The sequence below is a fragment of the Paraburkholderia sp. PGU19 genome (genome assembly GCF_013426915.1).
Classification (GTDB): domain Bacteria; phylum Pseudomonadota; class Gammaproteobacteria; order Burkholderiales; family Burkholderiaceae; genus Paraburkholderia.
In genome coordinates, this window is the sequence record NZ_AP023179.1 from 2,042,693 (window position 1) to 2,067,939 (window position 25,247).

Genomic DNA, 25,247 nt, shown 5'->3' on the forward strand with positions numbered 1-25,247 from the left:
TCGAAACCGAGCGGGCCTTTTTGCTTCTGGCGCGATGAAGCGCTACGCGCGCTTCACACGCGACAGGTTCAACCCAACGCGACGAGGCAACGCTCGATGTCCGCGCGCAGATCCGCTTCTTCTTCAAGACCGACGTAGAAGCGCACCAGCGTGCCGTGATGCGGCCATTGCGATTCGGTGCGCATCGACGCGACGTTGTACGGCATCGCCAGACTTTGCGCCCCGCCCCAGCTCCAGCCGAGCGAGAACAGTTCCAGCGATTCGCAGAACCTGTCGATCTGTTCCGGCGTATAGCGCGCGTCGAACACGACCGAGAACAGCCCGCCTGCGCCCGTGAAGTCGCGTTCGTAGAATTCATGGCCCGGGCAATCGGGCAACGCAGGATGCAGCACCACGGCGATTTCCGGACGCGTCTTCAGCCACATCGCGAGTTCGAGCGCGCTTTTATCGTGCTGCTCGAAACGCACTTTCATCGACGGCAGGCTGCGCAGGATCAGCGAGCAATCGTCCGCCGACACGCCGATGCCCATGCGCATGCGCGCCAGTTTCAGCTTCAGATGCAGATCGCGGTCGACCGTGATCGTCGCGCCCATCAGCACGTCGCTGCCGCCCGACTGGTACTTCGTGAGCGCCTGCATCGAAATGTCGACGCCGTGCTCGAACGGACGGAACGACAGACCTGCCGACCACGTGTTGTCGATCGCCGTGACGACACCACGCGCGCGGGCGACGGCCGTGATCGCGGGAATGTCGGGCACTTCCATCGTCACCGAGCCGGGCGCTTCGAGCCAGATGAGCTTCGTGTTCGGCTGGATCAGGTCGGCGATGCCCGCGCCGATCATCGGATCGTAGTAGCGCGCGGTGATGCCGAAGTCCTTCGCGAGCCACTCGGCGTGATCGCGGTTCGGCGAATAGACGTTGTCGGGGATCAGCACGTCGTCGCCCGATTTCACGAGGCCGAAGTACACGTTCGAAATCGACGACAGCCCCGACGGCTGCAACAGCGCATGATTGCCGCCTTCGAGGGCAGCAAGGCGCTGTGCGAGCGCGATCGAAGTCGGCGTTGCGTGCAGGCCGTAGCGCCATTGCGCGTCGTTGCGCCAGTCGAGCGCGCGCATCGCTGCGAGGTCCGGAAAAACGACCGTCGAGGCGCGCGCAACGGGCACCGAAAACGATTCCCAACCGGGCGTCATCTGATCGTTCGGCTGGACGATGCGGGTCTGCAAGCCGTGCTTCGGAGTCTTTTGAGTCATGGTCAAAGAAAGTTGGATTCGTCAGTGACGCGCGCGGCGCCTATTCGCCGATCGTCAGATTGTTCACGCCGTTGACGGGCTGGCCGCCGGTGCGCGGCTGCGCGGGTTGCTGCGTTGGCGTTTGCGTTGGCTGTTGTGCCGGCTTCTGAGCCTGCACGGGCGCAGCCGGCGGCGCTTTCTGCCCCGCTGCGAGCGGCCGCAACGAAAATTCCAGCGGATTGGAATCGTCGACGTTCATCCGTTCGCCTTCGATCGAGCCATCGGCGGCGAATTTGCCGACCCAGTTGCCCGTGATATGCGTGCCGTCGTTCGACTCTTCGACTTCGAGCGTATCGCCGTCGCGGTCGCCCGCGATCAGGATCACTTCGCCCGTGTCGGCGAACTGATATTCGCCATGTACGCCGGAGGGATCGTCGGTTTTCGCGCCCAGCCGCAGCACGATCTGACGCTTGCCGAGCGTGCCCGCGTACTGCGGAAACTTCGCGAACTCGGGGCTGGGCTTGAGCGGCAGCTGGATCGGCGGCGGCGCCGCGAGCTCCTTGACGGCGTCGCTTTCCGCGTGAGTCGCGACAGGCATCGCCGCCGCGACAGCCAATGCCGCAGCCGCGATCATCGCGGGCCACGACGCCCTGTGTTTCGACCTGGTTTCCTGCATCCGTTATTTCCTTTCAACCGGCTTGATGGCGTCCTGTTTGGCGTCCTGTTTGGCGTCCTGTTTGGCGTCCTGTTTGGTGTCCTGTTTGGCGTCCTGTTAACGCCTGACACCGCGAGAACCCGCTTCGACCGGTTATACCGCAAGTTCGTTCAGAGACGGAGCGGCGAAACACCACGTCGCCGCCGCGCCGTCCCGTCTCTCGAACGGATCAGATCCGCTCGAAGATCGCTGCAATGCCCTGCCCGCCGCCGATGCACATCGTCACGAGCGCATAACGGCCGCCGATACGCTGCAGTTCGTACAGCGCCTTGACGGTGATCAGTGCGCCCGTCGCGCCGATCGGATGGCCGAGCGAAATGCCCGAGCCGTTCGGGTTCACCTTCGCGGGATCGAGGCCTAGTTCCTTGCTGACGGCACAGGCTTGCGCGGCAAACGCTTCGTTCGCTTCGATCACGTCGAGATCGCCGACTTTCAGGCCGGCGCGCTCCAGCGCCTTCTGCGTCGCGGGCACGGGGCCGATGCCCATGTAGTTCGGATCGACGCCCGCATGCGCGTACGCAACCAGCCGGCCGAGCGGCTTCGCGCCGCGCTTCTCGGCGACGCTGCGCTCCATCAGCACGACAGCCGCCGCCGCGTCGTTGATGCCCGACGCATTGCCCGCCGTGACCGTGCCGTTTTCCTTCGCGAACACGGCCTTCAGTTTCGCGAAGTCGTCGGCCGTCGCGTTCATGCGGACGTGCTCGTCCGTGTCGAAAACGGTGTCGCCCTTCTTCGACGCGATCGTGATGGGGAGAATCTGTTCCTTGAAGTAGCCGCTTTCGATCGCCTTCGCCGCGCGGCGGTGTGATTCGAGCGCGAGCGCGTCCTGTGTGTCGCGGGAGATGTCGTATTTCTTTGCGACGTTCTCGGCGGTTACGCCCATGTGGATCGTCTGAAACGGGTCGTGCAGCGCGCCGAGCATCATGTCGACGATGCTCGCGTTGCCCATCCGCTGGCCGAAGCGCGCCGACGGCATGATGTACGGCGCGCGGCTCATGCTTTCCGCGCCGCCGCCGATCGCGATATCCGTGTCCCCGAGCAACACGGATTGCGCCGCCGATACGATTGCCTGCAGGCCCGAGCCGCACAACCGGTTCACAGTTAGCGCGGGCGCATGCTGCGCGACGCCGCCGTTGAGCGCCGCGACGCGCGCAAGGTACATGTCCTTCGGCTCGGTATGGATCACATTGCCGAACACGACATGACCGACTTCGTCGCCGGAGACGCTCGCCCGCGACAACGCCTCGCGCACCACGCGGGCGCCGAGATCCGTCGGCGCGAAGTCCTTGAGGCTACCGCCGAAGTCGCCGATTGCCGTGCGCACGCCGCTCACTACCACCACTTCACGTTGCATCGCTTGCTCCTCTCTTTTGTCTCAGATGAATGTCATGTGCTTCGTTGAAGATGCGCATGACCTTGCCCTACTGAACATACCCGAGTTGCCGGATCTCCGCGCTGAATCTGACGCCAGTGTGCTGCCGTGCTGGCGAACTGCGCGCGCTTCAGTGTGCGCTCAGGCGCCGAGAAGCTTTTCGACCGTCGCGCGATCGGGGATCGGCGCGACGGCGCCGAAGCCTTGCGTCGACAGCGCGGCCGCGACGTTCGCGTAGCGCGCGGCCTGGAACGGATCGTCCCCGGCAGCAATGCGCGCGATGAACGCGCCACCGAAGCAGTCGCCCGCGCCCGTCGCATCGACGGCGTTGACGACGTGACCGGGCACGACGCGGCGCTCGTCAGGCGTCGCGATATACGAGCCTTCCTTGCCGAGTTTCAGCGCGACGACGCGCGGGCCTTGCGCGAGCAGAAAATCGACGATGTCGTCGCGCTCCGTCAAACCCGTCAGTTCGGTGACGTCGTCCCAGCTGGGCAGGCAGATGTCCGTCTGACGGATCGCTTCGAGCATCACGGCGCGCGCCCGCGCGAGCGGCCACAGCTTGAGGCGCAAGTTCGTGTCGAAGCTCACGAGCACCTTGTTCGCGCGCGCGTGCGTGATCGCGGCGAGCGCGGCATCGCAGGCGCTCACGCTGATCGCGAGACTGATACCGGACAGATGGATGACCTTCGCGGCGGCGATCGCGTCGAGCGGCAGATCGCGCGGCGCGTAGCGGCTCGCCGCCGAACCCGCGCGCAGATAGTCGAACTGATGGCCGGACGGTCCGTGCGACACAAAATACACGCCTGTCGGCGCCTGATCGTCGACGCGCACGAACGAGGTATCGACCTGCTCGCGCTGCCACAGATCGAGCAGCAAACGCCCGAACGGGTCACTACCGACAGCCGATACGAAACCCGTCGACGCGCCCTGCCGCGCAGCCGCGATGCAGAAGTTCGACGTGTCGCCGCCGAAGCCCTGCAGGTACGTGGGCTGGTCTTTGCCGGACTGGTTGAATTCGACCATTGCCTCGCCGAGCGCGAGGATGGACGGTGTGTTCGAGAGCATTGCTTAGACCTCGCCCCACAGATCGTGGCCGTCGGCACCCGTGATCTTCACCGACACGAAATCGCCGACCTTGTAGCGCTTCGACGCCTTGGTCGCGGGCGCGATATAGACGACACCGTCGATCTCCGGCGCATCCGCCGCCGTACGGCCGATGCCGCCGTCGGGATTGATCTCGTCGACGAGCACCTTCAGCGTCTTGCCGATCTTGCGCGCGATGCGCTTCGCCGATACTTCTTCCGCGACTTCCATGAAGCGCGCGCGGCGTGCCTCGCGGACTTCATCGGGCAGCGCGCCGTCGAGTTCGTTCGCACCCGCGCCTTCGACAGGCGAATACGCGAAGCAACCGACGCGATCGAGTTCCGCCTCGCGGATGAAGTCGAGCAGCGTTTCGAACTGCTCTTCCGTCTCACCAGGGAAACCCGCGATAAACGTGCTGCGAATGGTCAGGTCCGGACAGATTTCGCGCCATGCGCGCACGCGCTCGAGCACTTTCTCGGCGTTCGCGGGACGCTTCATGCGCTTGAGCACTTCGGGATGCGCATGCTGGAACGGCACGTCGAGATACGGCAGCACGTGTCCCTTCAGCGCGCCTTCCGCCATCATCGGAATCACTTCGTCAACGCTCGGATACGGATACACGTAGTGCAGACGCACCCACGCGCCGTACTGCGCAGCGAGTTCGCCGAGCGCGCCGACGAGGTCCGTCATGCGCGTCTTGATCGGCTTGCCGTTCCAGAAACCGGTGCGATATTTGACGTCGACACCATAGGCGCTCGTGTCCTGCGAAATGACGAGCAGTTCCTTCACGCCCGACTTGAACAGGTTCTCCGCTTCGAGCATGACTTCCGCGACAGGACGCGACACCAGGTCGCCGCGCATCGACGGGATGATGCAGAACGTGCAGCGGTGGTTGCAGCCTTCGGAAATCTTCAGATACGCATAGTGACGCGGCGTGAGCTTGACGCCGGCAGCGGGCACGAGATCGACGAACGGATCGTGCGGTTTCGGCAGGTGGCTGTGTACGGCCTGCATCACTTCGCCGAGCGCATGCGGGCCTGTCACGGCGAGCACCTTCGGATGCACTTCCTCGATCAGGTTCGAGCCGCTCGCGCTCTGCTTCGCGCCGAGGCAGCCGGTGACGATCACCTTGCCGTTCTCCGTGAGCGCTTCGCCGATGGCATCGAGACTTTCCTGGACGGCTTCGTCGATAAAGCCGCAGGTGTTGACGACGACGAGGTCCGCGCCGTCATAGGTGCCGGAGATTTCGTAGCCCTCGGCGCGCAGTTGCGTGATGATCTGTTCGGAATCGACGAGGGCTTTCGGGCATCCGAGGGAAACGAACCCGACCTTAGGAGTCGAAGCGGTCGGCGCGGCGGGGGTGGAAGTCTGCGACATAGAGAATGGTCCGGCGAGAGCGATGAGTGACGCGATATAGGAGGGCTTGGGCGTGCAGCCCGGGCGCCGGAATCGCGGCAAACGTGGGTGCACCGTGCGACGGTGCCCTCGTGGCGAGGACCGTCGCGAAATGGGGCCATGTGGATCTTGTGGGAAGTCGGCTGGGCCCGCGCAAGCAACCTCGAATTATACCGTGAGAGGAGTTGAGCGGCGTGCGGTGCGGCGGTTAGTGGGCATCACGCCCGAAACGCGCGCGTGGAAAGTCACGTCGACATCCGGCACTGGGTCTTACGAAGCAAGTTCGAATCTGAACTTCTTTCCGAGCGCATTCGCGGCGCTTGCCAGCGTTGTCAGCGTGAGGCTCGTGTCGCTCTGATCCAACAACCGGTTCAACGCCGCACGACTCGTATTCATCTTTGCAGCCATTCGGGTCTTGGTCAGATTCTGCGCCTTCATTTCCTGCTCGATCTGCCAGGCGATAACGCGCTTCATGGCCGTAGCCGTGACTTCCTCAAGCAGCGATTCCTCGGCAAGGAAATCGTCGAAATTCGCACCTACGTGCTTGCTTGCCATCACACACCTCGTTCGTGCTTAACTGCTTTGCAACTGCCGTAATCTGTCTTTTGCAAGATCCAGATCTGCTTGCGGCGTAGCCCGCGATTTTTTGATGAAACCGTGTAGCAAAATCATCTTCGCGTCCGCCACGGTGAACAGCACACGCGCGATCCGCTGCGGCAGCGTAATGCGAATCTCCCACAAATCACGCCCCATCTTGCGGACCAGCGGCATCCCAAGCGGGCAGCCGAACTGCACGGTCTTCACATCCTCACCGATCATTTTCCTGTCTTGGGCTTCGAGATCCCGAAGCCATTGACGCACAGGTTCATCGCCCGTGTCAGTCTGAAAAAAGCAAACGGAAAGGACAATGACAATCGATCGGGTGCGCGGAATCAGCCGCGCCTGTGACTTATCAATCGTACCAACTTTGGTACGCTCCGTAAACTGCCTTCCTATTCCGGAGCACAGCACGATCGAAGGCGGACACGCTCCAGGAGAAATACCGAGACGCGGATTATCCGTTAGCGACGAAGCCACTGAGGAATTGAATTTGACCATTCGCCGGATAAACCCGGCATTTCGTTTTGCTGATATTCGAGTTCCACGACAAACGTTTGATCTCCGTAAAATAGAAAACAGCCGCTTATGCGGCCGCTTCTTGATGGGGACTCAGGCTTGTCGGGCTAATCAGCGATATTCGATGAGAGACTCGAGCCACGGTTGATGTCCAGGCTAATACTATTTTTTTGATCGGTCACCCATGTCAACACCAGCGACTCTGATTTTATATAGCTAAAAATCAGGAAACTCAAAATATCAAGAATTAATCTCAATCAGGCATCTCATGCGGATAAACCGTTTGAGACTGCATGCCGCAACATGCCGAAAACGACCCTCTGCCCGGCGCGCACCGCCGGGCAGATTCGAGTATGCAGCCCGCTCGCGCAGCCCTACTTCTTCTCCGGCTCCGGATTCCCTTGCGGCGTCGGCTGCGTAAACGGGAACGTGCTGAACATCGTCTTCGCCTGGTTCTGCATCTGCTCCTGCATCTGCACGAACATGTTCTTCGACTGCTCGATATAGCTCGTCATCATCCCCTGCATCATCGGGGCTTGCATGTTCATGAACTGCGACCAGACCTCCGGATTCATCGTCTTGCCCTCGTACAGGCCCTTCGACTGATCCGCGAGTTTGCTCTGAATGTCGATGAACGCCTGGATGTTCTTTTCCAGGTACGTGCCCATCATGCCCTGCATCGCGTGCCCGTAAAAACGGATGATCTGCGACAGCATGATCGATGAGAACATCGGCAGGCCGCCGCTCTCCTCCTCGAGAATGATCTGAAGCAGGATGCTGCGCGTCAGGTCTTCGTTGCTCTTGGCATCGATGACCTTGAAATCCTCCTGATCCAGCACGAGCTGCTTCACATCGGTCAACGTGATGTAAGTGCTGGTCTCTGTATCGTACAGTCGACGGTTCGGATATTTCTTAATGAGTCGTTCGGCTGTTTTCTTTGTAGTAGTGGTCATGTAACGCCTTTGAGCGCGAATGAAGCGCAGAAACGGCGTCCTGTCGCACGCACAGCGAAACGCTGCGCGTACGAGACGCCGCCAGAAACATCTGAACCATGTAGCATCCCGCTTCGTCCTTGCTGCGACAAAACAGGACGCTCACGGATCAGCCCATATGCAGGCCGCCGTTCAGCGAGAAGTCGGCCCCCGTCGAGAAGCCCGACTCGTCCGACGCCAGCCATGCAACGATCGACCCGATTTCATCCGGCGTGCCCAGACGGCGCACCGGAATCGTCGCGACGATCTTTTCCAGCACATCGGCGCGAATCGATTTCACCATGTCCGTGCCGATGTAGCCCGGCGAAACGGTGTTGACCGTCACGCCCTTGGTGGCCACTTCCTGCGCGAGCGCCATCGTGAAACCGTGAATCCCCGCCTTCGCGGTCGAATAGTTCGTTTGACCGAACTGGCCTTTCTGGCCGTTCACCGACGAAATGTTGATCACGCGGCCCCAGCCACGCTCGACCATGCCGTCGATCACCTGCTTCGTCACGTTGAAAAGGCTGGTCAGGTTCGTGTCGATCACGGCCGTCCAGTCTTCATGCGTCATCTTGCGGAACACGACGTCGCGCGTGATGCCCGCGTTATTCACCAGTATGTCGATTTCACCGACCTCGGCCTTCACCTTGTCGAACGCGAGCTTGGTCGACTCCCAGTCGCCCACGTTGCCTTCCGACGCAACGAAGTCGAAGCCCAGAGCCTTCTGATCTTCGAGCCATTTCACGCGACGCGGGGAATTCGGGCCGCAGCCTGCGATCACCTTGTAGCCGTCCTTCAAAAGACGCTGGCAAATGCTCGTGCCGATGCCACCCATGCCGCCCGTTACGTACGCAATTCGTTGTGACATAACACACACTCCATTATCGTTTTACGAGACGCCAGCCGCCTCGTGCTTCGCCTTCCAATATCCGATGCGTTCGGCGCGTTCGATGCAGCCAACGGCGCGTAAGCATCGGACCGCGCCGCGCTGCCAGTCGCCGTCAGGCGACACCGGCACGCGCGGCGGCCTCCTTGTGAAACGACCGCTTACGGACGCTCGAGCGCGAGCGCCACGCCCATGCCGCCGCCGATGCACAGCGACGCCAGGCCTTTCTTCGCATCGCGCTTCTGCATTTCGTGCAGCAGCGTGACGAGAATCCGGGCGCCGGACGCGCCGATCGGGTGGCCGATCGCGATCGCGCCGCCGTTCACGTTGACCTTCGACGTGTCCCAGCCCATCTGCTTGTGCACGGCCAGCGCCTGCGCCGCGAATGCCTCGTTGATTTCCATCAGGTCGAGGTCGTTCACGCCCCAGCCCGCGCGCTCCAGACAGCGGCGCGATGCCGGCACCGGGCCCATGCCCATCACCTTCGGATCTACGCCCGCGTTCGCGTACGCCTTGATGCGCGCGAGCGGCGTGAGACCGAGCGCCTCAGCCTTCTTCGCCGACATCACGACAACCGCTGCCGCGCCGTCGTTCAGACCCGATGCGTTCGCGGCCGTCACCGTGCCTTCCTTCGAGAAGGCCGGCTTCAGGCTCGCCAGCGATTCGGCCGTGACGCCGTGGCGCACGAATTCATCCGTTGCGAACGACAGCGGATCGCCTTTACGCTGCGGAATCTGGATCGGCACGATTTCATCATCGAAACGACCGGCCTTCTGTGCGGCTTCCGCCTTATTCTGCGAAAGCGCCGCGAACTTGTCCTGGTCTTCGCGCGAAATGCCGTATTCCTTCGCGACGTTCTCAGCCGTCACGCCCATGTGGTACTGGTTGTACACGTCCCACAGGCCGTCGACGATCATGCTGTCGATCAGCTTCGCGTCGCCCATGCGGAAGCCGTCACGCGAGCCCGGCAGCACATGCGGCGCCGCGCTCATGTTTTCCTGGCCGCCCGCGATGACGATGTCCGCGTCACCCGCGATGATCGCGTTGGCGGCCAGCATCACGGCCTTCAGGCCCGAGCCGCACACCTTGTTGATGGTCATGCCGGGCACTGCCATCGGCAGACCGGCCTTGATCAGCGACTGACGCGCCGGGTTCTGTCCCGAACCCGCCGTCAGCACCTGACCCAAGATCACTTCGCTTATCTGCTCGGGCTTGAGGCCCGAACGCTCCAGCACGGCGCGGATCACCGTGGCGCCCAATTCCGGCGCCGCAATCTTCGCCAGCGACCCACCGAATTTGCCGACAGCCGTGCGGGCCGCCGATACGATCACTACGTCAGTCATTTTCGTTTCCTCCGGGGCTGCGGCGACATGCTCCACAGTACCCCGTCAAAAGTTGTTAATCCGGTCAAGTCAGCATTACTGCGATACAGCGTCTGTCTCACTCCATCCGTCGTCACTCGTTATCCGTCAGGCGGAGGTCGCTCTTTTCACTTCGACGGCGACCGTATGCGAATGATTCGGCACCCGAACGATTATTCGCGCTGCTGCACATAGCGGCCAGGCGCGGGCTCAATCACCGGGAACTCCGCCGAGCCCGCTTGCGCCGCGGGCTTCACCTTCTTGCCGCCAAACTGGTCGAGCCAGCTCGTCCATTCGGGCCACCAGCTGCCGGGCGTTTCCGTCGCGCTTTCGAACCAGTCGGCGGGATTCTCGGGCAGCGTTTTATCGTCGCCCGCTACCGACCAGAAGCTGCGCTTCTTCTTCGACGGCGGATTGATCACGCCGGCGATATGGCCCGACGCGCCAAGCACGAACTTGCGCGGCCCCGCCAGCAGCGGCACCGACGCATACGCCGTTTCCCACGGCACGATGTGGTCTTCGCGCGAGCCGTAGATGAACGTCGGCACGTCGATGCGCGACAGGTCGACCTTCTCGCCGCACGTGGTCAGCGCGCCCGGTTCGCGCAGCCTGTTTTCCAGATACGTGTTGCGCAGATACCAGCAGTACATCGGACCCGGCAGGCTCGTCGAATCGCTGTTCCAGTACAGCAGATCGAACGGCATCGGCGTGCGGCCCTTCAGGTAGTTGTCGACCACGTAGTTCCACACGAGATCGTTCGGACGCAGGAACGAGAACGTGTTCGCGAACTCCAGGCCGCGCATCAAACCAGGCGGCGTGCCGTTCTTGCCACCGATGGTCTGCTCGCGCATCTGCACATGCGCTTCGTCGACGAAGATGTCGAGGATGCCCGTGTCGGCGAAGTCGAGCATCGCCGTGAGCAGCGTCATCGATGCCGCGGGATGCTCGCCACGCGCCGACGCCACGGCCAGTGCCGTGGCGAGCAGCGTGCCGCCAATACAGAAGCCTAGCGTGTTGATCTGCTCGCGGCCGCTGATCTGGCGCGTGGTTTCGATCGCGGCCAGCACGCCGTCACCGATGTAGTCGTCCCATCCCTTCTCGGCGATCGACTGGTCCGCGTTGCGCCACGAAATCAGAAACACCTGATGGCCCGACTCGACCGCGTGCGCGACGAGCGAGTTCTCAGGCTGGAGATCGAGGATGTAGTACTTGTTGATGCAAGGCGGCACGATCAGCAGCGGCCGCTCGTACACGGTCGCCGTGCGCGGCTTGTACTGGATCAGCTGCATCAGTTCGTTCTCGAACACGACGGAGCCTTCCGACATCGCGAGATTCTTGCCGACGACGAAACGCGATTCGTCCGTCTGCGAGATCTTGCCGCGCTGCATGTCGTTGAGCAGGTTCATCACGCCCTGGCGCAGGCTTTCGCCGTTGCTTTCGAGCAGCGTCTTTTGCGCTTCGGGATTCAGCGCGAAGAAGTTGCTCGGCGAGGCGGCCGCCGTCCATTGCTGCACGGCGAAGCGGATGCGCTCGCGGGTTTTCTGGTCGGTTTCGAGCGCATCGACCAGTTCCTGCAGATAACGCGCGTTCAGCAGATACCACGCCGCCGTGTACGCGTAGACGGGCGTCGTCTTCCACGCATCGGAACTGAAGCGCCGGTCCTTGAGCTCGATGCCCGATGAGCTTGTCTGCGTCGACTGCTGCAGCAACTGCATCGCTTCGCGCGAATAGTCTGACTGCAACTGCTGAAGACGCGTGGACGGGATCGATGCGCTCGGCACCTTCAACCCGGCGAGCTGCTGCGTGAACTGTTGCGCGAACTGAGGATTGAACGCCTGTCCGAAGAATGCGTTGAACGGCTGGCCTTCGGCCGGACCGTTCGGTTGAGCTTGCGTTTGCGCAAACTGTTTGGCTAGTTGCTCGAAGAAGGGATTCGCAAACGGCAGCGAACCGGCCTGCGCCGTCGCCGCTTTCGCGAGGTCGGGCATAGCAGGGACACTAAAAGGATTGCCGTTCGCTGCAGCCTGTGCGCCTATCGAACGCCATGCGTTCATCCAGGCATCGAACCATTGATGCACCCCTGCCGCATCCGCTTGCTGCTGCGTGCGGTCCGACGAGGTGTCCGTGCGAGAAGAAGTCGAGGAAGTTTGAGATGCAGCCATGCCTGCTTTTAACCGAAAGGTCCTCGCGGACGGGTTGAGAGGCAGGTACTCGCGCGGCAGGCGCGAATGGATCGCGACCGCGTTACGCCCTTGCCCGGTGGAGAACATTCTTGCGCCCCATCGCAAGGCATGTCAATGCTTGTTCCCGATTTTGCCGCACTGCGATAATTTTTTCATCATCGTTTTCCCGATGTATATGAAAGCGAATTGCCGATGGAAGAAACGATCGTGCTGTGCAATGCAAAACGAGCCCGTTACTACGGGCTCGTCTGGCTGATGGGGGAATGCGCGGAACGCTTATGCACTGCGCAACCGCGTAGGTCTTCTCATTTTCGCGCAGTGCAGCATAAGACTGCATAAGACCCCTCTCGACGTCGGGCCGCGTGCAGCAAAATTGTCTTTGCCCAGCGGCAGTTAGCCGCGCCTCTCATTGATCCGCGAGCCAGATCAGCGCGGCCATCCGGCCCGTCTCGCGATCGCGTCGATAGGAGTAAAAACGCTCGCGTTCGGTGACCGTGCAGTGATCGCCGCCTGTCACGTTCGTGATGCCGATCTGCGCGAGACGCCAACGCGCGAGCCGCGGCAGATCCGCGAGGAACTTGCCGGCGTTCAGCGGGTGCTCGACGAAGGCGCTGGCGACGATATCGCGTTGTGCGCCGCCGACACCCTTCATGAAGGCGTCACGCACGTCTGGTCCAACCTCGAAGGCCTGCGGGCCGATGCATGGGCCGAGATAAGCATGCAGCACTGACATGTCAGTGCCCGCGAGCGACGCGACACGCTGCGCCGTATTCTCCACGACACCCGACGCGAGACCGCGCCAGCCCGCGTGCGCGGCGCCCACCGCGCGGCCTTGCGGATCGCACAGCAGAACGGGCATGCAATCGGCGATCATCACCACGCATACCGTGCCCGTCCGGTCGGTCACGCTGGCGTCGGCTTGCATCAGCGGCTCGCCCCGCTGTGTGGCGGCCAGCACATCGTCCGCATTCACGACGGTCGCGCCATGAACCTGCGAGAGCCATGCGGCCTCATCGCGCGCTGTCAGCGTCATCAGACGCGCGCGGTTTGCTTCGACATGCGCGGGATCGTCGCCCGACTTCCTGCCGAGATTCAGCCCGCCGGGTCCATCGACGCCATCGCGCCATGTGCCGAACGGCGGCAGGCTCACGCCGCCGTTGCGCGTCGTGACGAGCGCCCGCACGCGTGGCGACACGGACCACTCGGGGCGCAGCACGTCGTTCGTGGTCAGTTCAGGCAGCGTCATGCGCGGTCGTCCTTGTCGGGTGAAGCTTCGTCGTCGGCATCGTCTTCATCGTCGTAGTCATCTTCGATCGATGCTTCGGCTTCATCATCGTAGTCGTCGTCATACTCGTCGAAATCTTCCTGGTACGCGGCTTCGTGCTCGCGGCCGAGGCCCAACGCTTCGGACAGTTCAGCGATATCGTCCGGCACGTCGGCGCGCCATTGCATCGTGCGGCCCGTGCGTGGATGAACCAGCGCGAGCCGCCATGCATGCAGCGCCTGGCGCGCGAAACCGCCGGGCAGCGGCGCCACCGAACGCTTGCCGCGCGCGCGTCCATACACCGGGTCTCCCAGCAGCGGATGGCCGATGTGCGCGCAATGCACTCGGATCTGATGCGTGCGTCCCGTCTCAAGATCGCAGTGAATCGCCGACACGGGCTGGCGCTCCCATATCGCCGAATCGATGCGCCGGAAGTGCGTTCGCGCCGGCTTGCCCGATGCGCCCGTCACCACGGCCATGCGCGTGCGCTCGCGCGGATCGCGGCCGATCGGCGCGTCGATCGTGCCTTCGTCGCGCATGTTGCCCCACACGAGCGCGAGATAACGGCGTTTCACGGTGCGCGCCTGCAGCTGGCGCACGAGATCGGTTTGCGCTTCGAGCGTGCGCGCGACGACCATCAGCCCGGACGTTTCCTTGTCCAGCCGATGCACGATGCCCGCGCGCGGCAAGCCCGCCGCCGCGTCGCCATAGCGATGCAGCAGGCCGTTGAGCACCGTGCCGCTCCAGTTCCCGGCAGCGGGATGCACGACGAGGCCGGCCGGCTTGTTGATCACGACGAGCGTGTCGTCTTCGTAGACGATATCGAGCGGCACGGGTTCCGGCGTGAACGCGAGCTGTTCGGGCAGCAGATCGGGCACGAGCTCGATCGATGCGCCAAGCGGCACCGGCTGCCGGATTTTCGCGGGCTGTCCGTCGACGCGCACACGCTGCGCCTCGATCCAGCTTTGCAGCCGGCTGCGTGAAAACTCCGGAAAGACTTTGGCGAGCACCTTGTCGAGCCGCTCGCCGGCAAGCTCGGACGGCACCGTGACGACGCGCGGCGTTTCGTCTGCGCGCCGCGCGGAGCCTTGCTCCGCGGCGGATACAGACGGTGTGGCGAGCGCATCATCGACGAGATCGTCGTCAAGGGTATCGGCGCCCGGGTCACCTGCCGATACGTTGGCGGGGTCGGCGCTTGGGCTATAATCTTTGTTGCTCTTCCGCGCGCCCTGACCGGGGCGCGGAGTATTGGAACGGGTCATCGAGACTGGGTCACCTGGACGTAAAGCTAGACTGGAAAATGCGAGCCTTGAACATCATTACTCAAACTGTTCGAAAGACGGTGGCCCAAAAGCTGGCCAGGAAAGCAGCCCTCTATGGCGCTTCCATGGCGGCCGTTACGCTGGTGGCGGCCTGTCACGGCCTGCCGGAAAAGACCGACGAAACGGCCACGTGGACCAACAATAAATTATATACGGAGGCGCAAGACGCCTTGAGCGGCGGCGACTTCGGCAAGTGCGCGAAATACTTCGAAGCACTCGAAGGCCGCGACCCGTTCGGCCACTTCGCGCAGCAGGCGCAGATCAACGTCGCGTACTGCAACTGGAAGGACAGCGAAACGGACGCCGCCGACCAGGCCGTCAACCGCTTCATCCAGCTTCACCCGGATCACCCGGACATTCCCTACGCGTATTACCTGAAGGGCATGATCCACTTCAACGACGATCTGGGCCTGTTCGGCCGCTTCTCGGGCCAGGACATGAGCGAGCGCGATCCGAAGTCGCTTCGCGAGTCGTATGACGCGTTCAAGGTCGTCGTCGACAAGTATCCGCAGAGCAAATACGCACCGGACGCGGCCCAGCGCATGCGCTATATCGTGAACGCGCTCGCGTCGCACGAAGTGCACGCGGCGGACTACTACTACCGCCGCGGCGCCTATGTGGCCGCCATCAACCGTGCGCAGCTCGCGATCAAGGAATACAAGAACGCGCCCGCGATCGAAGACGCGCTGCACATCATGATGCTGTCGTATCAGAAGCTGGATCAGCCGCAGCTTGCGGACGACACGAAGCGCATCCTGGCGGGCACCTTCCCGGACAGCCCGTACATCACGGGCCATGCCCGGCCGGGCAAGGAAAAGTCTTGGTGGCAGTTCTGAGCCGCCTGACCGCATAGAAAAACGCCACGGTTCATACCGTGGCGTTTTTGCTTCTGGCGTCCACGTTTCCGCCTTTACACATATGGCGGACGCTTCAGCCCGTCACGTTCAGTCACGCTCGAAGAGCGCAATCGACTCGACGTGCGACGTGTGCGGGAACATATTCACGACGCCCGCACCCTTCAACCGGTAGCCCGCTTCGTGCACGAGCAGACCCGCATCACGCGCGAGCGTAGCCGGGTTGCACGATACGTAGACGATGCGCTTCGGCAACGGCCCTTCGCCGCTCTGCGCAATGTCCGCGAGCGCCTTCGACACCGCGAGCGCGCCTTCGCGCGGCGGATCGATCAGGTACTTGTCGAAGTGACCGAGCGCGCGAATGTCGTCGGCGGTGACTTCGAACAGGTTGCGGGACGCGAACGACGTGTGGCTGTCGACGCCGTTTTCCTTCGCGTTGTCGAGCGCGCGCGAAGTCAGCACTTCACTGCCTTCGATACCGACCACTTCGCGCGAGATCCGCGCGAGCGGCAGCGTAAAGTTGCCGATGCCGCAGAACAGATCGAGCACGCGGTCCGTCTTCGCGGGCGCCAGCAACCGCAGCGCGCGGCCAACCAGCACACGGTTGATCTGGTGATTGACCTGCGTGAAGTCGGTGGGACGGAACGGCATCCGGATGCCGTATTCGGGCAGCGTGTAATCGAGTTGCGCATCGAGCGGGTAGAACGGATAGACGGTATCCGGACCCTTCGGCTGCAGCCAGAACTGGACGTTGTGCTGATCGGCGAAATCGCGCAGGACCTGTTCGTCGGCCTCGTTGATCGGCTCCAGAACGCGCAGCACGAGCGCCGTCACCGACGAGCCGACAGCGAGTTCGATCTGCGGCATGCGGTCGCGAATCGACAGCGCTTCGACCATGTGCCGCAGCGGCACCAGCATGTCGGACACGTGCGGCGGCAGCACTTCGCAGCTCGTCATATCGGCGACGTAGCTGCTCTTCTTTTCGTGGAAACCAACCAGCACGCCGCCCTTCTTCGCGACGTTGCGCACGGTCAGACGCGCGCGGTAGCGGTAGCCCCACGACGGACCGTGGATCGGCCGGAACACGGTTTCCGGGCGCAGCTTCGACAGATGCATCAGATTGTCTTCGAGCACGCGCTGCTTGACGGCGATCTGCGCGCGAACGTCGAGATGCTGCATCGAACAACCGCCGCAGATGCCAAAAAACTTGCACTGCGGGCGGGTACGGATCACGCTCTCTTTAAGGATATCGACGACCTGCGCCTGTTCGAAGCTCGGCTTCTTCCGGTAGCTCGAATAGGTGACGCGTTCGCCGGGCAGCGCGCCCTCGACGAAGATGACCTTGCCGGGCGAGCCGTCTTCCGTGACGGTGCGGCCGACGCCGCGCGCTTCCATGTCGAGCGACTGGATATCGAGTTCGGGCGCCTTGAAGGGGCCAGCGGCTGCGTCTTCGCGCGCCTGCTTGCTCTTTCTGGACGAGCGCGTTTTACCAATGTGGGGGACAGTTTCGGACACCTGCGACTTCCTGACAGACTGTGTAAAAGTGGGACCAAACACGAGATTGTAGACGAACGACACACACCGACGGAGATTTGACGATGCGACTGATCAGCTGGAATGTCCAGTGGGGACGCAGTGCGCACGGGGACGTGAACCTGTCGCGCACGATCGACGAGGCGCGGCGGCTCGTCGATTTCGACGTGCTGTGCCTGCAGGAAGTCACGCGCGGCTTTTCGGTGCTGGCGGGACATCCGGGCGACGACCAGTTCGCCGAGATCGCCGACGCCCTGCCCGGCTTCACGGTGCTGGAGGCGATCGGCGCGGATTTGCCCGCACTGAAGCTCGATGCGCCGGCTGCGCCGCGGCGGCAGTTCGGCAATGCGATCGCGACGCGGCTGCCTGTCGAGCGTGTGATCCGGCATTCTTTGCCGTGGCCTGCGGATTCGGAAGCACCGTCGATGCAGCGGGTCGCGCTTGAGGCTGTGCTGCGTGCTCCGGGCGGTTCGGTACGGGTGATCGTTACGCATCTGGAGTTTTATTCGCTTAAGCAGCGGCTTGCGCAGGTTGATCGGCTGCGGCAGTTGCAGCAGGAGGCCGCGGGGCATGCGGCGCACCCTGTACCCGCCGAGAACGCTATTGGGCCTTTTGCTGATACCGGGCGGCCCGTCAGCGCGATCGTGTGTGGGGATTTCAATAGCGCATACGATAGTGAAGCCTACCGGCGGATGCTTGAGCCGCTCGACGGTAGTCCTTCTTTTATCGATGCGTGGACTGCGCTTCATCCTGGGGAGATGCCGCCGATGACGGCGGGTGTCTATGACAAGGTCCAGTGGGCGGATGGGCCCCTGACGTGCGATTTCGCATTTGTCACCGAGGATTTGCGGACGCGGTTACGCAAGTGTGAGGTCGATGGCGCGACCCGCGCTTCGGATCATCAGCCGATTGTGGTGGAGTTGGGTTGAGTTTTGGTGTTTGCGACGCTGGGGTGGTTTGCTTGTGTTTGCGCTGGCATCCGCGATTCGTTAGCGTGCTTCAGGCGTCGCCCCGCACAGGGGCGACGTTTGAAGCACGACGACATAACGCGGATGCCATCGCCAACACCAGCAAACCACCCCAGCGTCGCAGACACCCAAACCCACTAATTATCGAACGCAGCGAGATACTCGGCCCAGTGCGGCGCCGCCTCCTGCGCCAAGGAGTTCTTCACGAGTACGATTTCATCCGCATACTCCTCCGGAGAAAACCCACCCCGCATCAACTGAAACCGGCAATAAAGCAGATACGTATTCACGACATCCGTCTCACAGTAGTTACGAATCTCATCGATCCGTCCCGCCTGAAACGCGTGCCACACCTGCCCGCCATCCATCCCGAGCTTGCCGGGGAAACCACACAGCTTGGCAAGCGCATCGAGCGGCGCATTCGCCCGCGCCTGATACATCGCGAGCACATCCATCAAGTCAGTATGCCGCGCGTGGTATCGGCTGATGTAGTTGTTCCACTTGAAATCGCGGTCGTCCTCGCCAAGATCCCAAAACCGGTTCGCGCGAATGCCGTTCACCAGCGCCCGGTAATTCAGCACCGGCAAATCAAAACCGCCGCCATTCCACGACACGAGCTGCGGCGTGTACTTCTCGATCGTGCGATAAAACGACTGCACGAGCGAAGCCTCGCCATCCGAAGTCGTGCCAAGCGAGCGCACCCGAAAACCATTGCTATCGCGGAACACGCATGAAATCGCCGCGACGCGCTGCAGGTGATGCGGCAGAAAATCACTGCCCGTCTTCTCGCGCCGCGCCGCGAACGCGTGCTCGGCCACTTCTTCGTCGGACATCGTTGCGGGAAGACTTTCAAGCCGACGAATGCCGGCGACATCGGGAATCGTCTCGATGTCGAATACCAGAATAGGAGTCATCAGTGTCTAGAGAACAGCGTCCTTCCGAACGCCATTGGACGCAAAGAAGCGCTTCAGACGCACCAGCGCCTCTTGCTGGATCTGGCGCACACGCTCGCGCGTGAGGCCCATTTCGTCGGCGAGTTCTTCGAGCGTGGCCGGTTCAATGTGATTCAGCCCGAAGCGGCGCTCGATCACATGACGGTGCTTGTCCGACAGCCGCGCGAGCCACGCGCGCGTCAGCGTCTCGAGCTCGCGGTGCTGCACCTCGGCATCGGGCGACTGGCTCTGGTCGTCCGACAACAGATCGAGCAGGCTGCTCGCCGGGTCGAGATCGAGCGGCGCATCGAGCGACGCGGTGTGCTCGTTCAACGCCAGGATATCGGTGACTTCGTCCGTCGTCTTGCCCGTCAGATACGCAATGTCGTCGATGCTCGCGTCGCGGCGCTCGGCCGCTTCGCCCGAATTCATCGAATTCTTTTCGAGGTGGCGCTTCGCGCGCAACACCTGGTTCAGCTCGCGGATCACATGCACGGGCAAGCGCACCGTACGCGCCTGATTCATGATCGCGCGCTCGATGCTCTGGCGTATCCACCAGGTGGCGTACGTCGAAAAGCGGAAGCCGCGCGTCGGATCAAACTTCTCGATGGCGTGCATCAGGCCGAGGTTGCCCTCTTCGATCAGATCGAGCAGCGGCACGCCGCGATTCAAATAGCCCTTCGCGATGCTGACCACGAGCCTCAGATTGCGCTCGATCATCACCTGGCGCGCTTCGAATTCGCCCGCCTTCGCGAGGCGCGAATAGCGCTGCTCTTCCTCGACGGTGAGCAGCGGCTTCACGCTGATCCGGTTCAGGTAGTGCTGGATCGTGTCAGCCGTGAGCTCGGCCTGCAGCAGCGCGCGGAAATCATCGGCGTCGGGCGCGGAATCGTTTGCGCTTTCGCGCCCCTCAGATTCCTCGTCGCGACCCGACGCACGCTCTTCGGGATCGTTCGCGTTATCGAGGTCTTCGACGTTGTCGTCGTCGACCTCCGAAGCGCCAGCGTCGTCCACCGAAACAGGCGTGGCACGGCTCACGGACTCAGTCTCTGCTTGCGACGGGCGGCGCTTCGATTTCGGCATGGTCGTATCGCTTGGCTTATTGCGGCGGCAAATACTTCATTGGGTCGACAGGCTTACCCTGGCGGCGAACTTCGAAATGCAACATCACGCGGTCCGAATCACTGTTGCCCATTTCGGCGATCTTCTGACCTTTGGTCACCGCGTCACCCTCTTTTACCATCAAAGCACGATTATGTGCATACGCTGTGAGATACGTCGCGTCATGTTTGATGATAATGAGATTGCCGTAACCGCGCAGCCCATTTCCTGCATAAACCACGCGACCATCAGCGGAAGCCTTTACCGCTTCGCCCGCCGATCCGCCGATGTTCACGCCTTTGTTCTTCGAATCATCAAAGCCGTTCAACAACGGACCACGCACGGGCCATGCAAATGTCACGTTGCCGTTCGACGCCGTCGCGTCGCTGGCGGCGGGCGGCGGCGTGAGCGCCTGTGCACCTGACGCGCCCGGCGCCGCACCGTAAATGGGCGGCTGGTTGGCCGCACCCGCCGACGGCGCCGGCTGCACGCCCGCAATCGGCGCGCTCTGCACCGCGCCACCGCCAATCGGCGCCGTCGCGACACCCGGCACGACAGGTCCGCCGTTCGCGCCCGGCGGCGCCACGCGCAGCAACTGGTCGACTTCGATCTGGTTCGGGTTCGTCAGGTTGTTCCACGCGGCAATGTCGCGATAGTTTTGACCGTTTTCGAGCGCGATCCTATACAAGGTGTCGCCAGGCTTCACTCGGTAGTAGCCCGGAGGAGGCGGCCCGAGCGGCACGGCCGGCTGCGCGCCGGGCGCAGCGCCCGCCTGCGTGACGGTGCCGAGGGTGCCGGAGCGATCGACGACGGGCGCGTTATCGAGCCGCGTTGCACATGCGGCCAGGACGGACAGCATGGCCACGCAAACGCTGCGCTGAGCGACGGACAACGGGACATTCAGGCTTGTTCTTTGCATCGCGCGAAACATACTCATCGGGGTTAAATCACTCCGGATTTTAAGGGGACAAAGAAAACGCGATCAAGCCGCGATTCGCGCCACTGCGCGGGCCCCGTGCGCTCGACGAGCGTGAGTACCTGCGACTGTCCGTCCTGCGATCCGACAGGCGCCACGAGCCGCGCGCCGATGGCCAACTGCTCCAGCAGCGCCTGCGGCACATCGAGTCCAGCGGCCGCGATCACGATCGCGTCGAACGGTGCCGCGGCCGGCAAACCGATCCGTCCGTCGCCGTAGTGCAGACGGATGTTCGGGATGCGCAGCGGACGCAGGTTCGTCTTCGCGCGCTCGTAAAGCGGCTTGATGCGTTCAATCGAATACACGTCGCGCGCGACGTGGCTCAGCACCGCGGCCTGATAGCCGCAGCCGGTGCCGATTTCCAGCACGTTCGCGAGCGTGCGGCCCTGCGCGGCCAGCTCGATCATCCGCGCGACCACGGAAGGCTTCGAGATCGTCTGGTGATGGCCGATCGGCAGCGCCGCGTCCTCATAAGCCTGCGTGGCAAGGCCGGGATCGACGAACATATGGCGCGGCACCATCGCCATCGCGTCGAGCACGCGCGGGTCCGTGATGCCGTTCGCCCGCAGCCTTTCGACCATCCGCTCGCGCACGCGTTCGGACGTCAGCGTGACCGCGCTCGTCAACGCGACGTTGGGCGCGCCCGTACGCTCGAACACCGCCGTCACGGGACGCGGCAACTGGTTGCGCGCCCCGTCATTGCGGATCGTGGTTGCGCCTTTCGTATTGACGATTGCGGACGGACTTTTTGCAATCGCGGGCGTGCGCGCTGACGAACCGGCCGCTTTCGCGTTCGAATTGAGGATGCCTGTCGCGCCCTTCGCGCCCGCCGGTGTTTTCCCTGCTACGGTGCCGCTCACGCCGCTGCGCGTGCGGCCTGATGCCTGCGCATTCAGATTAGGGATGGCCGCCTTGGACGCGGCAGGCTTGGACGCAGCCGGCTTGGCCGCACCCGCTTTCGCGCCGCGCGCGTCCGCCCGGCGCGGCTCGCGCACCAGGTCTTCGAGTCCAAGCGGAAAGCGCTTTGCGCGCTCGCCCGTCATGAAGTGCCGCTCCCGGCGCTCAGCCAGTCGCGCGCCGCGGGCAGCATAGCCGTATGGGTCAGATCGAGTTGCAGCGGCGTGATCGACACGAAGCCGTTGGCCACCGCGTGGAAGTCGGTGCCTTCGCTGGCGTCGCGCGCGCTGCCGGACGGTCCGATCCAGTAGATCGGCTCGCCGCGCGGATTGCTCTGCCGGATCACCGGCTGAGACGGATGCCGCTTGCCCAGGCGCGTGATGCGCCACTCGCGCAACTGCTCGTAAGGCAGGTTCGGAATGTTGACATTCAGCAACGGATAGCCGGGCAACGGACGCTCGAGGTAATGCGCGACGATTTCGGCGGCGACGCGCGTCGCGTCTTCGAGATGCACCCAGTCTTTATCGACGAGTGAAAACGCGATGGCGGGCACGTTGAACATGATGCCTTCCGTCGCCGCGGCGACGGTGCCCGAGTACAGCGTGTCCTCGCCCATGTTCTGCCCGTTGTTGATGCCGGACACGACGAGATCGGGCGTGTGATCGAGCATGCCCGTCAGTGCGATGTGGACGGAATCGGTCGGCGTGCCGTTCACGTAGTAGAAACCGTTGGCCGAGCGCAGCACCGACAGCGGGCGCGACAGCGTCAGCGAATTCGACGCGCCGCTGCAATTCTGTTCGGGGGCCATCACGGTGACATCGGCGAGCGGCTTCAGCGCTTCGTAAAGCGCAGCAAGGCCTGGCGCCAGATAACCGTCGTCATTGCTGAGTAGGATTCGCATCCGGCGATTGTAACCGAGGAAACAAGGCACGCGAACGACACAGGGGCCGTGCGCATGCCTATGCTTTCATGCAGCGCGGTATGTGTGCAGCAGCATGGTGAAAGCGCACGGTCGTTCGAGCTTGCTTTACACTGCTTCGCTATAAGGGTTCGCCAAGATGGCGACTGCTGCGTGGTTGCGTTGCTTCGCTGCGGCACACGCGTTGCATCGACCACGCGACCGGCACGCAGTCGGAAGCACGCTTATGAACCACGCATGAACCCGCGAAGCCTGCAACGCACATTGACCGATGGGAGACACGATGCGCGCAATCCGCTGCAACCAGTACGGCCCGCCTGAAAGCTTGAGTATCGAGGAACTGCCCGATCTCGTGCCGCAAGCCGGCCAGATCGTAATCGATGTCAAAGCGGCAAGCGTCAACTTTCCCGACGTGCTGATCATCCAGAACAAATACCAGTTCAAGCCGCCGCTGCCCTTCACGCCCGGCGCGGAAGTCGCGGGCATCGTGCGCGCCGCCGGCGACGGCGTCACGCAGTTCAGGCCCGGCATGCGCGTGGTCGCTTATACGCAACAAGGCGGCTTCGCCGAGCAGGCCGTCGCGGATGCTGGCGCATGCGTGCCATTGCCTGATGACGCCGATCTCGAGACGGCAGCCGTCTTCACCCTCGCCTATGGCACGTCGCATCATGCCGTGGTCGATCGCGCGGCGCTGAAAGCGGGTGAAACGATGCTCGTGCTCGGCGCGGCAGGCGGCGTCGGACTCGCCGCCGTCGAAATCGGCAAGGCGCTCGGCGCACGCGTGATCGCAGCGGCATCGAGCGATGAGAAACTCGCGACCTGCGTCGCGCACGGTGCCGATGCAACCATCAACTACGCGACGGAAGACCTGCGCGAGCGCATCAAGGCGCTCACGGGCGGCAACGGGCCCGATGTGATTTACGACCCTGTCGGCGGCAGTTATGCGGAGCCGGCATTTCGCAGCATCGGTTGGCGCGGGCGCTATCTCGTCGTCGGCTTTGCGAACGGCGACATTCCGAAGCTGCCGTTCAATCTCGCGCTGCTGAAAGGCGCGAGCATCGTCGGCGTGTTCTGGGGCGATTTCGCGCGGCGCGAGCCGCAACGCAATGCCGCCGCGTTTCAACAGATGCTCGGCTGGATTCGCGAGGGCAAGCTCACGCCGCTCGTGTCAGCGCGTTATCCGCTCGAAGACACGGCGCGCGCGCTCAACGACATGGCGCAGCGGCGCGTGCTAGGCAAGATCGTGATCACGCCGTAGGCATGCGTGGAAATACCAGGCAAAACGGCGCGTGACCTTCGCAGGTCACGCGCCGTTTTTGATTGGAACCTCTGGCGATCAGAGCTTTTCGGTCTCGCCGCTCTTCGGTTGCCACTTCATCAAGCGCTTCTCCAGCGCGCCGACGATCGCATCGAGTATCAGCGCGAACGCAGTCAGCACGAGAATGCCGGCGAACACGGTGTTGATGTCGAATGTGCCTTCGGCCTGCAGGATCAGATAGCCGACGCCGCGCGCCGAACCCAGATACTCGCCGACCACCGAGCCGACAAACGCCAGCCCCACCGACGTGTGCAGGCTCGAAAACACCCAGCTCATCGCGCTCGGCAGATAGACGTTGCGCAATAGCTGCTTGCGGTTCGCGCCGAGCATGCGCGCGTTCGCGAGCACCACGGGGCTCACTTCCTTCACGCCCTGATAGACGTTGAAGAACACGATGAAGAACACGAGCGTCACGCCGAGCGCGACTTTCGACCAGATGCCGAGACCGAACCACACGCCGAAAATCGGCGCGAGAATCACCCGAGGCATCGAGTTGGCGGCCTTGATGTATGGATCGAACAACGCGCTCGCGAGCGGCGACAGCGCGAGCCACAAGCCGACGCCCAGTCCGAGCACCGTGCCGAGCGCGAACGCGAGCACGGTTTCGATCAGCGTGATCCACAGGTGCAGATAGATCTCACCCGACGCGAACCATTCCCAGATCCGCGCGAGCACTTTCTGCGGCTCGCCGAAAAAGAACGCGGCCTTGTTCGCGTCGTCGAAATAGAACGCGGGTAACAACGTCGGGCTCGTCAGCACGTACCAGAGCACGAAGCACAACACCAGCAGCAGCCACTGCCAGATCACGAGGTTCGCGCGGTTCGGGCGCAATGCTTTCCACAT

At 62.9% G+C, this 25,247-nt stretch carries 23 protein-coding genes; 3 read left to right on the forward strand and 20 right to left on the reverse strand.

Translation table 11 applies throughout. The annotated features are described in order from the left end of the window. Positions 1-68: 68 nt before the first annotated feature. The 13 genes from H1204_RS09315 to H1204_RS09375 form a co-directional block, all read right to left on the reverse strand. Positions 69-1,253 carry a cystathionine beta-lyase gene (locus H1204_RS09315; RefSeq protein ID WP_180728076.1) on the reverse strand — a complete coding sequence of 395 codons (1,185 nt, stop codon included), beginning with the start codon at positions 1,251-1,253 and terminating at the stop codon, positions 69-71. Between the two features lie 40 nt (positions 1,254-1,293). After that, on the reverse strand, positions 1,294-1,908 hold the full coding sequence (locus H1204_RS09320; protein ID WP_180728077.1) for a hypothetical protein: 615 nt from the start codon (positions 1,906-1,908) through the stop codon (positions 1,294-1,296). A 208-nt stretch (positions 1,909-2,116) separates the two neighbouring features. Beyond that, on the reverse strand, positions 2,117-3,301 hold the full coding sequence (gene bktB, locus H1204_RS09325) for a beta-ketothiolase BktB (RefSeq protein WP_180728078.1): 1,185 nt from the start codon (positions 3,299-3,301) through the stop codon (positions 2,117-2,119). Between the two features lie 159 nt (positions 3,302-3,460). Beyond that, the gene (locus H1204_RS09330) at positions 3,461-4,387 is read right to left on the reverse strand and encodes a sugar kinase (protein ID WP_180728079.1); all 927 of its coding nucleotides are present in this window, start codon (positions 4,385-4,387) and stop codon (positions 3,461-3,463) included. A 3-nt stretch (positions 4,388-4,390) separates the two neighbouring features. Beyond that, positions 4,391-5,782, reverse strand: a complete 1,392-nt coding sequence (gene rimO / locus H1204_RS09335) for a 30S ribosomal protein S12 methylthiotransferase RimO (protein ID WP_180728080.1) — start codon at positions 5,780-5,782, stop codon at positions 4,391-4,393. A 288-nt stretch (positions 5,783-6,070) separates the two neighbouring features. Next, the gene (locus H1204_RS09340) at positions 6,071-6,355 is read right to left on the reverse strand and encodes a helix-turn-helix transcriptional regulator (RefSeq protein ID WP_180728081.1); all 285 of its coding nucleotides are present in this window, start codon (positions 6,353-6,355) and stop codon (positions 6,071-6,073) included. An 18-nt stretch (positions 6,356-6,373) separates the two neighbouring features. Beyond that, complete coding sequence (locus tag H1204_RS09345; protein WP_180730920.1) at positions 6,374-6,733, reverse strand: type II toxin-antitoxin system RelE/ParE family toxin; 360 nt, start codon at positions 6,731-6,733, stop codon at positions 6,374-6,376. A 557-nt stretch (positions 6,734-7,290) separates the two neighbouring features. Then, positions 7,291-7,869: a polyhydroxyalkanoate synthesis repressor PhaR gene (phaR, locus tag H1204_RS09350; RefSeq protein ID WP_007742570.1), complete on the reverse strand. Its 579-nt coding sequence runs from the start codon at positions 7,867-7,869 to the stop codon at positions 7,291-7,293. A 148-nt stretch (positions 7,870-8,017) separates the two neighbouring features. Then, positions 8,018-8,758 carry a 3-ketoacyl-ACP reductase gene (locus H1204_RS09355; RefSeq protein WP_180728082.1) on the reverse strand — a complete coding sequence of 247 codons (741 nt, stop codon included), beginning with the start codon at positions 8,756-8,758 and terminating at the stop codon, positions 8,018-8,020. Between the two features lie 179 nt (positions 8,759-8,937). Next, positions 8,938-10,119, reverse strand: coding sequence for an acetyl-CoA C-acetyltransferase (locus H1204_RS09360; protein WP_180728083.1), 1,182 nt, complete (start codon positions 10,117-10,119; stop codon positions 8,938-8,940). A 191-nt stretch (positions 10,120-10,310) separates the two neighbouring features. Beyond that, entirely contained in the window at positions 10,311-12,299 is a 1,989-nt protein-coding gene (phaC, locus tag H1204_RS09365) for a class I poly(R)-hydroxyalkanoic acid synthase (RefSeq protein WP_243468466.1), read from the reverse strand. A 427-nt stretch (positions 12,300-12,726) separates the two neighbouring features. Further along, on the reverse strand, positions 12,727-13,566 hold the full coding sequence (gene pgeF / locus H1204_RS09370; protein WP_180728084.1) for a peptidoglycan editing factor PgeF: 840 nt from the start codon (positions 13,564-13,566) through the stop codon (positions 12,727-12,729). Continuing rightward, entirely contained in the window at positions 13,563-14,846 is a 1,284-nt protein-coding gene (locus H1204_RS09375) for an RluA family pseudouridine synthase (protein ID WP_180728085.1), read from the reverse strand. The genes pgeF and H1204_RS09375 overlap by 4 nt, the downstream gene beginning before the upstream one ends. A gap of 38 nt (positions 14,847-14,884) precedes the next feature. Here H1204_RS09375 and H1204_RS09380 point away from each other — a divergent pair, with 38 nt between their 5' ends. Continuing rightward, a complete protein-coding gene (locus tag H1204_RS09380; protein WP_036005095.1) occupies positions 14,885-15,742 on the forward strand; it encodes an outer membrane protein assembly factor BamD in 858 nt (285 codons plus the stop codon). 108 nt (positions 15,743-15,850) lie between these two features. On the opposite strand, the gene rlmD is transcribed toward H1204_RS09380, so the two are convergent. Continuing rightward, entirely contained in the window at positions 15,851-17,275 is a 1,425-nt protein-coding gene (rlmD, locus tag H1204_RS09385) for a 23S rRNA (uracil(1939)-C(5))-methyltransferase RlmD (RefSeq protein ID WP_180728086.1), read from the reverse strand. A gap of 83 nt (positions 17,276-17,358) precedes the next feature. Between rlmD and H1204_RS09390 the strand changes: the two genes are divergently transcribed. Then, entirely contained in the window at positions 17,359-18,222 is an 864-nt protein-coding gene (locus tag H1204_RS09390) for an endonuclease/exonuclease/phosphatase family protein (protein ID WP_180728087.1), read from the forward strand. A 176-nt stretch (positions 18,223-18,398) separates the two neighbouring features. Here H1204_RS09390 and H1204_RS09395 read toward each other — a convergent pair whose 3' ends face one another. From H1204_RS09395 to surE, 5 genes are read right to left on the reverse strand one after another with little or no spacing between them, the layout of a single operon-like run. Then, positions 18,399-19,175 (reverse strand): 3'-5' exonuclease, encoded by a 777-nt coding sequence (locus H1204_RS09395; RefSeq protein ID WP_180728088.1) that lies wholly within the window; start codon positions 19,173-19,175, stop codon positions 18,399-18,401. A 6-nt stretch (positions 19,176-19,181) separates the two neighbouring features. After that, positions 19,182-20,276: an RNA polymerase sigma factor RpoS gene (gene rpoS / locus H1204_RS09400; RefSeq protein WP_042315126.1), complete on the reverse strand. Its 1,095-nt coding sequence runs from the start codon at positions 20,274-20,276 to the stop codon at positions 19,182-19,184. A 16-nt stretch (positions 20,277-20,292) separates the two neighbouring features. Continuing rightward, positions 20,293-21,231 (reverse strand): peptidoglycan DD-metalloendopeptidase family protein, encoded by a 939-nt coding sequence (locus H1204_RS09405; protein ID WP_180728089.1) that lies wholly within the window; start codon positions 21,229-21,231, stop codon positions 20,293-20,295. Between the two features lie 5 nt (positions 21,232-21,236). Further along, positions 21,237-22,313, reverse strand: coding sequence for a protein-L-isoaspartate(D-aspartate) O-methyltransferase (locus H1204_RS09410; RefSeq protein WP_180728090.1), 1,077 nt, complete (start codon positions 22,311-22,313; stop codon positions 21,237-21,239). Next, positions 22,310-23,068 (reverse strand): 5'/3'-nucleotidase SurE, encoded by a 759-nt coding sequence (surE, locus tag H1204_RS09415; protein WP_180728091.1) that lies wholly within the window; start codon positions 23,066-23,068, stop codon positions 22,310-22,312. Before surE ends, H1204_RS09410 begins: the two co-directional genes overlap by 4 nt. Before the next feature lie 301 nt (positions 23,069-23,369). Here surE and H1204_RS09420 point away from each other — a divergent pair, with 301 nt between their 5' ends. Next, entirely contained in the window at positions 23,370-24,344 is a 975-nt protein-coding gene (locus H1204_RS09420; RefSeq protein ID WP_180728092.1) for an NADPH:quinone oxidoreductase family protein, read from the forward strand. A 78-nt stretch (positions 24,345-24,422) separates the two neighbouring features. On the opposite strand, the gene H1204_RS09425 is transcribed toward H1204_RS09420, so the two are convergent. Then, positions 24,423-25,247 carry an ABC transporter permease gene (locus tag H1204_RS09425; protein WP_180728093.1) on the reverse strand — a complete coding sequence of 275 codons (825 nt, stop codon included), beginning with the start codon at positions 25,245-25,247 and terminating at the stop codon, positions 24,423-24,425.